At 69.3% G+C, this 8406-nt stretch carries 7 protein-coding genes, 1 tRNA gene and 1 pseudogene; 4 read left to right on the plus strand and 5 right to left on the minus strand.

Annotated features, from left to right (window positions below):
- Positions 1–92 precede the first annotated feature (92 nt).
- Complete coding sequence (gene wblA / locus ACFY5B_RS33670; RefSeq protein WP_030846174.1) at positions 93–431, minus strand: transcriptional regulator WblA; 339 nt, start codon at positions 429–431, stop codon at positions 93–95.
- 408 nt (positions 432–839) lie between these two features.
- Between wblA and ACFY5B_RS33675 the strand changes: the two genes are divergently transcribed.
- Positions 840–3137: a transglycosylase domain-containing protein gene (locus tag ACFY5B_RS33675; protein ID WP_389977071.1), complete on the plus strand. Its 2298-nt coding sequence runs from the start codon at positions 840–842 to the stop codon at positions 3135–3137.
- A 378-nt stretch (positions 3138–3515) separates the two neighbouring features.
- On the opposite strand, the gene ACFY5B_RS33680 is transcribed toward ACFY5B_RS33675, so the two are convergent.
- Positions 3516–3980, minus strand: coding sequence for a GatB/YqeY domain-containing protein (locus tag ACFY5B_RS33680; protein ID WP_053669666.1), 465 nt, complete (start codon positions 3978–3980; stop codon positions 3516–3518).
- A 134-nt stretch (positions 3981–4114) separates the two neighbouring features.
- Between ACFY5B_RS33680 and ACFY5B_RS33685 the strand changes: the two genes are divergently transcribed.
- From ACFY5B_RS33685 to ACFY5B_RS33695, 3 genes are all read left to right on the plus strand, one after another.
- Positions 4115–5053 (plus strand): metallophosphoesterase, encoded by a 939-nt coding sequence (locus tag ACFY5B_RS33685; RefSeq protein WP_389977074.1) that lies wholly within the window; start codon positions 4115–4117, stop codon positions 5051–5053.
- A gap of 208 nt (positions 5054–5261) precedes the next feature.
- Entirely contained in the window at positions 5262–6032 is a 771-nt protein-coding gene (locus tag ACFY5B_RS33690) for a Pr6Pr family membrane protein (RefSeq protein ID WP_389977076.1), read from the plus strand.
- A gap of 47 nt (positions 6033–6079) precedes the next feature.
- Positions 6080–6153: transfer RNA gene (locus ACFY5B_RS33695), tRNA-Pro, on the plus strand.
- Between the two features lie 77 nt (positions 6154–6230).
- Here ACFY5B_RS33695 and xerC read toward each other — a convergent pair.
- The 3 genes and pseudogenes from xerC to repSA form a co-directional block, all read right to left on the minus strand.
- On the minus strand, positions 6231–7397 hold the full coding sequence (gene xerC, locus ACFY5B_RS33700) for a tyrosine recombinase XerC (RefSeq protein ID WP_389977079.1): 1167 nt from the start codon (positions 7395–7397) through the stop codon (positions 6231–6233).
- Positions 7397–7585, minus strand: coding sequence for a helix-turn-helix domain-containing protein (locus ACFY5B_RS33705; RefSeq protein WP_366708916.1), 189 nt, complete (start codon positions 7583–7585; stop codon positions 7397–7399). Before ACFY5B_RS33705 ends, xerC begins: the two co-directional genes overlap by 1 nt.
- A pseudogene (repSA, locus tag ACFY5B_RS33710) lies at positions 7582–8049 on the minus strand (replication initiator protein RepSA); the annotation flags it as partial. The gene ACFY5B_RS33705 and the pseudogene repSA, both read right to left, overlap by 4 nt.
- Positions 8050–8406 lie beyond the last annotated feature (357 nt).

The following is an 8406-nucleotide window of genomic DNA, read 5'->3' on the forward strand; positions in this document are numbered from 1 at the left end:
CCTGAGTCATGGCCAGGAACTCGCAGGTGATGACGAGGGGCCCGGAAAGGGCCCTCGGACCTGGACCTGGGGAGTTCCCGAGGGAGGACTCCTCAGCTCACCGCCGCGTAGTTCTCGTAGATCTCGTCGTCGTCGAGGGGCAGCACACCGCACCCCCGCTCGTACTCCGTGCGCGCCGTCTCCAGCAGCCGGCGCCAGGAGGTCACCGTGGGACGCCTGCGCAGCAGTGCGCGGCGCTCCCGCTCCGTCATGCCTCCCCACACACCGAACTCGACGCGGTTGTCGAGCGCGTCGGCCAGGCACTCCGTGCGCACCGGGCACCCGGTGCACACCGCCTTGGCCCTGTTCTGCGCTGCTCCTTGAACGAACAGTTCATCCGGATCGGTAGTGCGGCAGGCCGCCTGCGCACTCCAGTCGACTACCCAGCCCATACCGGCGCCGTCCTCTCCCGAATCGAGGCTCCCCCACGGCGGCAGCGGCATATTCACCGCCGCCAGTTGAGGACGTTACGGAAGGTGGGCACAGCGCAACACCCCCAGCGGGCCCAATCTTGAATGGCCCGAACGGACTATGGGTAAGCGGCAGATCACCCGGGGGAGTGAGCTGGCGACATACGTAACTTTCCCGGCAAACCAGGACAGTTCAGTTGCGTCACAACGGACGCCGTATGACACACAAGGCGGATTCGGACACGACCCCAACAAAAAAGTTGGGGAACACCCAGAACGATTCGGGGTCGCCGGACGTATTGATACGTGGCCTCACTGCTGTGACAGTTGAGAGCAGCTTAGGCCAAGGCCTATACGCCTGTCCGGCGAATGAGAACGTAGGCTGCCCCCATGCCAAAGAAGCGCTCGGGCGGTGGTCTGTCTCCCACGCAGCAGGCCGCCAAGTTCCTCGGTGTCAGTGTCCTCGCGGGAGCCGTGCTGGCCGGCATCGCACTGCCCGCCGTGGGCGCGCTGGGCCTGGCGGCCAAGGGGTCGGTCGAGAGCTTCGACGAGCTCCCGGCCACCATGAAGACCCCGCCGCTGAGTCAGCGCACCACGATCCTCGACGCCGAAGGCGGCCAGATCGCCACGGTCTACTCGCGCGACCGCACGGTGGTCCCCCTCAAGGACATCTCGCCGTACATGCAGAAGGCGATCGTCGCGATCGAGGACTCGCGCTTCTACCAGCACGGCGCGGTCGACCTGAAGGGCGTCCTGCGCGCCCTCAACAAGAACGCGCAGACCGGCGGGGTCTCCGAGGGCGCCTCCACCCTGACGCAGCAGTATGTGAAGAACGTCTTCGTCGAGGAGGCGGGCAACGACCCGACCAAGGTCGCGCAAGCCACCCAGCAGACCATCGGCCGCAAGATCCGCGAGCTCAAGTACGCGATCCAGGTCGAGGAGGAGCTGGGCAAGAAGAAGATCCTCGAGAACTACCTGAACATCACGTTCTTCGGCCAGCAGGCCTACGGCGTCGAGGCCGCCGCCCAGCGCTACTTCTCCGAGTCCGCCAAGGACCTCAGCCTGGCGCAGTCGGCCCTGCTCGCCGGCATCGTCCAGTCGCCCAGCCGGTACGACCCGGTCAACGACGAGACGGAGGCCACCAAGCGCCGCAACACCGTGCTGCAGCGCATGGCGGCCGTCGGCGACATCTCCAGGGCGCAGGCCGCCGACGCGATGAAGGCACCGCTCGGCCTGAAGGTCAGCGAGCCCAAGAACGGCTGCATCACGTCGGTCAAGGGCGCGGGTTTCTTCTGCGACTACGTGCGCGAGGTCTTCCTGACCGACCCGGTCTTCGGCAAGACCAAGAAGCAGCGCGCGAAGATCTGGAACCAGGGCGGCCTCACCATCCGCACGACGCTGGACCCTCAGGCGCAGAAGGCCGCGCAGCGGTCCATCAAGGAGCACGTCTACAAGAGCGACGAGGTCGCCACGGCCGTCTCCCTCGTCCAGCCGGGCTCCGGCAAGATCCTCGCCATGGGCCAGTCGCGTCCGTACGGCTTCAAGAAGAACGAGACGCAGATCAACCTGTCCGTCGACCAGTCGATGGGCGGCGGCATGGGCTACCAGCCCGGTTCGACGTTCAAGCCGATCGTGGCCGCCGCGGCCCTCGAGGACGGCATGCCGGCGAACAAGGTGTACTCGTCGCCGTACCAGATGGCGTACCCGAGCCCGGTGTCCGCCTGTGACGGCAAGCGGTGGGTGAACGACCCCGCCAACCCGGCGAAGCTGGAGAACGAGAACTCCTCCGAGGTCGGCCCGTACGACATGCGGGAGGCGACCGCCAAGTCGGTCAACACCTACTACGTGCAGATGATCAGCGACATCGGCATCTGCCCGGTGACGACGATGGCGAAGAAGATGGGCGTCGTACGGGCCGACGGCGACAAGATGCCTCAGGTGCCCTCCATCGCCCTCGGCACCCAGGAGATGTCGCCGCTGACCATGGCGAACGCGTACGCGACCTTCGCCTCGCGGGGCATGTACTGCACGCCGGTCGCCATCGAGTCGGTCAGCCGGCGGGTCGGTGACAAGACCACGTCGCTCGAGGTCCCGAAGTCGACCTGCTCGCGCGCGATGTCGGAGAACACCGCCGACACCATAAACACCCTGCTGAAGGGCGTCGTCGAGGACGGCACGGGCAAGAAGGCCGGCCTCGGCAGCCGCCCCAGTGCCGGTAAGACCGGTACGACCGACGAGCGCTACGCGGCCTGGTTCGTGGGCTACACGCCGAACATGGCCGGCGCGGTCTGGGTCGGCGACCCCGCGCACAAGCGCAAGATGGTCGGCATCACCATCGGCGGCCGGTCGTACGGCAAGGTCTTCGGTGGCGAGGTCCCCGGCCCGATCTGGGGCGACATGATGTCCGGCGCGCTGGAGGGCAAGCCCGTCGAGAACTTCAACACCGTGCACATCCCCGACAGCAAGCCGCGGGACCGCGGTGACGGGGACGGGGACGGGGACGGTGGCGGCCGTGACGACGGCGGCAATGGCGGCAACGACGGCTTCATCGGCGGTCTGGTCGGCGGCAACAACAGCGGCGGAGGCGGCGGCGAGCCCTTCCCGACGCCATCGTTCTCCATCCCGGAGGGCTTCTTCCGGGGGCAGAGCAATGGCGGCGGCAACGGCAACGGCGGCCGGTTCGGCTGAGCAGGCCGTGTGACGGAACGGAGACGGCCCCTTCCTACCCGCGCGGGTGGGAAGGGGCCGTCGTCGTCGGTGCCCGCCGTCGTCCGGGGCTGTCGGCGTCGGAGTCCGTCGTCATACGGGGCTGTTGTCGTCGGTGCCCGTCGTCGTCCGGGGCCGCCGTCCTCGGGGCCCGGTCGGGGTCCGTCGTCATACGGGGCTGTCGTCGTCGGTGCCCGTCGTCGTCCGGGGCCGCCGTCCTCGGGGCCCGGTCGGGGTCCGTCGTCATACGCGGCTGTCGTCGTCGGTGCCCGCCGTCATCCGGGGCCGCCGTCCTCGGGGCCCGTCGTCGTACGGTCGAACGGTCAGCCGGTCGGCAGCACCTGCGGGCCGACCACCAGGTCAGCCGGCCAGCAGCTTCTTCACGGCGGCGGCGACGCGACCGCCCTCGGCCTGCCCGGCCACCTTCGGGTTCACGATCTTCATGACCGCGCCCATGGCCCGCGGCCCCTCGGCACCGGCCGCCTTCGCCTCCTCGACCGCCTGCGCGACGATCTGCTGGAGCTGCTCATCCGACAGCTGCTGGGGCAGGTACGTGGCGAGGACCTCGCCCTCCGCCTTCTCCCGCTCGGCCTGCTCGGCACGACCGCCCTGGGCGAAGGCGTCGGCCGCCTCACGCCGCTTCTTCGCCTCCCGGGTGATCACCTTCTGGACCTCGTCGTCGGAGAGCTCGCGCTTCTCCTTGCCCGCGACCTCCTCCTTGGTGATCGCGGCGAGCGTCAGCCGGAGCGTCGAGGAGCGCAGCTCGTCGCGCTCCTTGATCGCAACGTTGAGGTCATCCTGCAGCTTCGACTTGAGCGTGGTCATGGGGTCGATTGTCGCAGGTCCGGAAGGAACGGCGCCCCTCGATTTATACGGCCGTGGCCGAAGGGCCGGTGCGATCAGGGGATTTCGGGCACCGCCCGGCACGGACCACGGCCGGGGTCTGACACGATGGTCGTATGCGCGCGCGATACGGAGTCCCCCTGGGAATCGCGGCGGCTGGCGCCGCCGGTCTGGTGTACGCGGCGGGCTTCGAGGCCCGCTCCTTCCGCCTCCGCCGGGTCACCGTCCCGGTCCTGCCGCCGGGAATGCGTCCCCTGCGGGTGCTCCAGGTCTCCGACATCCACATGGTCGGCGGCCAGCGCAAGAAGCAGCGCTGGCTGCGGTCCCTGGCGGGCCTGCGCCCCGACTTCGTGATCAACACGGGCGACAACCTGTCCGACCCGGAGGGCGTCCCGGAGGTCCTGGACGCGCTCGGCCCCCTGATGGAGTTCCCGGGCGCGTACGTCTTCGGCTCCAACGACTACTACGGCCCCAAGCTGCGCAACCCCGCCCGCTACCTGCTCGAGAAGGCCCAGGGCCGCCACGGGCTCAACGGCAACGCGCCGGCCGAGGGCGTGGTGCACAACCCGTGGGAGGACCTGCGGGACGGGTTCGACGCGGCGGGCTGGCTCAACCTGACCAACACGCGCGGCGAGCTCAAGCTCGAGGGCGGTTCGGTGGAGCTCACGGGCCTGGACGACCCGCACATCAAGAGGGACCGCTACGCGCAGGTGGCGGGCGGCCCGTCCGAGTCGGCGGACTTCTCGATGGGTGTCGTACACGCCCCCTACCTGCGCACGCTGGACGCCTTCACGGCCGACGCCTACCCCCTGATCCTGGCCGGCCACACCCACGGCGGCCAGCTGTGCATCCCTTTCTACGGCGCCCTGGTCACCAACTGCGACCTGGACACGGAGCGGGTGAAGGGCCTGTCCACGCACACGACGGACGGCCGTACGTCGTACCTGCACGTGTCGGCGGGCTGCGGCACGAACCGCTACACACCGGTACGGTTCGCGTGCCCGCCGGAGGCGACGCTGCTGACGCTGGTCGGGCGCGAGGCTGTGGGTAGGTAGGGGAGGAAGAGGAGGCAGGGGAGGCAACGGGACGGGCCCTGCCCGGGTGTGTAACCCGCCGGGACGGGGCCCGGCGCGGGTGGTTGACCCGCCAGGACGGGGCCGGCCCGGGTGGTTGACCCGCCAGGACGGAGCCCGGCCCGGGTGGGGTAACCCACACAGCCCCGCCCGTATCGCCCCCTATGTCCGCTTCTGCCAGCGTGGGGGCATGACCGCCCCGATACCCCGGGACATCCCGGACCTCCCAGCGATCCCGTCCCCGCCGGCGCTGAAGCCCGCTCCCGTGCCCGCCACGGCCGTCGTCACCCCGGTCCGCCGCCCTGCCGCCGCGGCGTTCCGCCTGTCGGTCGCCCTCGTGGCGACCGGGGGCGTGGCACTGGAACTGCTCCTCGGCGACCCGTCCCGGGTCCTGAGCTACTTCGTGATCCAGAGCAACCTGCTGCTCGCCCTGGTCATGACCCTCTCGGCCCGCCGCGCCTGGACGGCGAGCCGCCCCCTGCCGGGTGCCGTCCTGGGCGCGACGCTGCTCTACGTCGTGATCGCCGCCCTGGTGCACCACCTGCTCCTGGCGAACGAGGCGAGCCCGTTCTCCCTCACGGGCGAGGCAGCCACGCCGACGGGCTGGCAGGCCCTCTCCCACGGGGTCCTGCACACGGTGACCCCGATCGCGGCGGTACTGGACTGGCTCCTGCTCACGTCCCCCGGCCGCCTGCACCTCCGCCAGGCCAGCACCTGGCTCCTCTACCCGATGGCCTACCTGGCCTTCTGCCTCACCCGGGGCGAGCTGCTCCTCCCGGGCACGCCCGACCGCTACCTCTACCCGTTCCTGGACGTCGGCCAGGACGGCTTCAAGCGGGTCCTCGGCAACGCGCTCCTCCTGGGCCTCTCCTTCTACGCCCTGGCCGTCCTCCTCGTGGCCCTCGACCACGCCCGCCCGAACCCCATCCGCCACCGCGGCAAAACCGGATTTCGTCTCTAGCCACCGGTGGGCTAAAGTAAACGTCGTCGCCGCGACAGCAGCGACATCGGGGTGTAGCGCAGCTTGGCAGCGCGCTTCGTTCGGGACGAAGAGGTCGTGGGTTCAAATCCCGCCACCCCGACAGCTAAGTAGCAGGTCAGAGGGCCCTTACCGAGTCGGTAAGGGCCCTCTGGCGTTGCTGCGTGTCTATCTGCGTGACTACCGTTCTGAATCCCTCTTGAAGATGCCGTCCATGACCACCGCACCGGTCTGGATCACGGGCCGGATCTGCTTCCGATACACCTCCTCGGTCACGGCCGTGCCGGAGTGACCGACGAGCCGGGAGATCTCCTCCAGCGGAACACCTCGGTCGGACAGCAAAGACACGAAGCTGTGGCGGAGCTCCCTCGGCGTCCACTCGTCGGCGTTGATCCCCTCGGCGTCCTTGAGCGCCTGGCGGAAGGCCCGCCGGACATTGGTCGCGTCGAGCGGCTTGCCGACGGCCGAGGAGAAGACCAGCCCGTGTTCCTCCCAGCTGTCGCCAGCGGCGAGCCGCTCCCAACCCTGGTCCTCGAACTGCTGCCACAGGACCTCGACGCAACGCGCCGGCACAGCGAGCGTTCGCCGGGACTTCCGGGTCTTGGTGTCCCCGCCGCGCCGGACCGAGCGCCACACCGCGATATGCGGAGGTTGGGGCGGATCGGCGTCCGGCCTGCCCTTGAGGAAGACGTGGTCCCAGGTCAGCGCCCGCAGCTCCTCAGTGCGGGCACCGGTCAGCAGGGCGACGACGATGTACGCGTGCATCGAGGTTCCCTCGGCCGCCTTGAGTACCGCCTCGGCCTGGGCCAAGGTGAGCGCCTTGGACGGTCGCCCAGCCTGGCCCTGGGGCACGGAGCACAGCTCGACGACGTTGCGCTTCACCTTGTCCCGCGCCATGGCCCGCTTGACCGAGCGGTTCAGGCAGGAGTGGACGGACTGCAGCGTGCGGGTGCTGAGAGTCTTGGCCTTGGTGGCCAGCCAGCGGTCGACGTCCTCCGCGCTGAGGTCGCGGAGCTTCCGGGCGCCCAGAGCGGGGATCACGTGGTTCTGGCTCAGGATGGTGCAGGTCTCGACGGTGCCCGGGTCACGACCCGCCAGGCCGAAGGCAAGCCAGTCGTTCACGGCATCGGCGACGGTGTAGCCCGTGGGCGCGATCGCAAGACCGTCTTCGTGGTCCCGCAGTACCTCCTTGAGCTTGTTCTTCGCCTCTGTCTTGGTCCTGCCACTCCCCCGCTTCACGATCCGCTTGCCGCTCGGATCGAAGCCGAGGTTCGCCGTGGCGATCCAACGCTGTCTCTTCTCGTCCCAGTGGAGCCCACCATCGCCGCGGCTGCGTCGCTTGGTCATCAGGCAGCCTCCTCCAGCTGGTGCTGGATGAAGTCGCGTACCGCGTCGGCGGGTATCCGGCGAGCTCCGTCAATCTTGATGGAGGCCAGCCGGTGAGTACGGATCAGGTCGTAGACCTTGGAGCGTCCGACCTTGAGCCGTGTCATGACGTCCGACACCGTCAGCAGTTCAGGGGTGGCAGTGGTCATACTGCGGCTCCTTCCAGGGCGAGTTGGTCGCGTAGGGCTTCGCGGGCGGTTTCGCGGTTGAGCTGGAGGTCGCGGGCGATGGTGGCCGCCAGGGCTGATTCGCCGGGGGTGTGGCCGTGTCCGGCGTATTGCCAGTCGGCCAGGACCAGGACGGTGTCGGGCTCGACGTCGTCCAGGCCGAGGGCGGCGTGTTCCTGGGCGGCGCGGTAGTCGGCGCGGGCCTGGCGGAGGGCGCCGAGGGTGGTGGAGTAGCGGCGCGACTTGGAGGAGAAGTGGCCGCGGAAGCCGAGCATGTGAGCCCAGGCCCACAGGCGCCGGTCGGGGTAGAGCGGGTCGAGCACCTTGCAGGCCTCGATGAGGCGGCGGGTGTGGTCGGGGACCTGGTGGCGGTCGAGTTCGGAGAGTTCGCCGATGCGGCGGTCGAGGGTTCCGGTGTTCTCGGCGGCCTTGGTGGCGTACTTACTTGGAGCATGGCCAGAGGCCGGAGAGCCGAGCTGCATGATCGCGCAGGGCTGACCGCTGTGCGGTAAGAGTTTCCCTACTTCATCAAGTGCCCGCGCACGGCGCGGGCGCGCGCCGCCTCTGCGGCGCGGCCTGCCGTCTGCGCCCCGGCTGGCCGCGCCCGGCGGCGCGCTCGGCGGCTGCGGGCAAGAAGTGGGAGACACCCTCCATGGCTGGGGCGGTCGGCTCCACGGCTTTAGGCAGCCACTTTGGGGCGAGCCTCGAAGATCATGGCCCCAACGTCGTGCTTTAACGGGCAGGTCCACAGACTGCCCGACTCGCCGGAAGCTTACGGGGCCATGATCACTCGCCCCAAAGCA

Source organism: Streptomyces sp. NPDC013187 (assembly GCF_042899705.1).
Classification (GTDB): Bacteria; Actinomycetota; Actinomycetes; order Streptomycetales; family Streptomycetaceae; genus Streptomyces; species Streptomyces hawaiiensis_A.

Bases quoted from the DNA above. Each gene is read 5' to 3' on its own strand.
- ACFY5B_RS33705 (WP_366708916.1), bottom strand. From the start codon at position 7,585: ATGACCACTGCCACCCCTGAACTGCTGACGGTGTCGGACGTCATGACA.
- ACFY5B_RS33680 (WP_053669666.1), bottom strand. From the start codon at position 3,980: ATGACCACGCTCAAGTCGAAGCTGCAGGATGACCTCAACGTTGCGATC.
- xerC (WP_389977079.1), bottom strand. From the start codon at position 7,397: ATGACCAAGCGACGCAGCCGCGGCGATGGTGGGCTCCACTGGGACGAG.
- ACFY5B_RS33685 (WP_389977074.1), top strand. From the start codon at position 4,115: ATGCGCGCGCGATACGGAGTCCCCCTGGGAATCGCGGCGGCTGGCGCC.
- ACFY5B_RS33675 (WP_389977071.1), top strand. From the start codon at position 840: ATGCCAAAGAAGCGCTCGGGCGGTGGTCTGTCTCCCACGCAGCAGGCC.
- ACFY5B_RS33690 (WP_389977076.1), top strand. From the start codon at position 5,262: ATGACCGCCCCGATACCCCGGGACATCCCGGACCTCCCAGCGATCCCG.
- wblA (WP_030846174.1), bottom strand. From the start codon at position 431: ATGGGCTGGGTAGTCGACTGGAGTGCGCAGGCGGCCTGCCGCACTACC.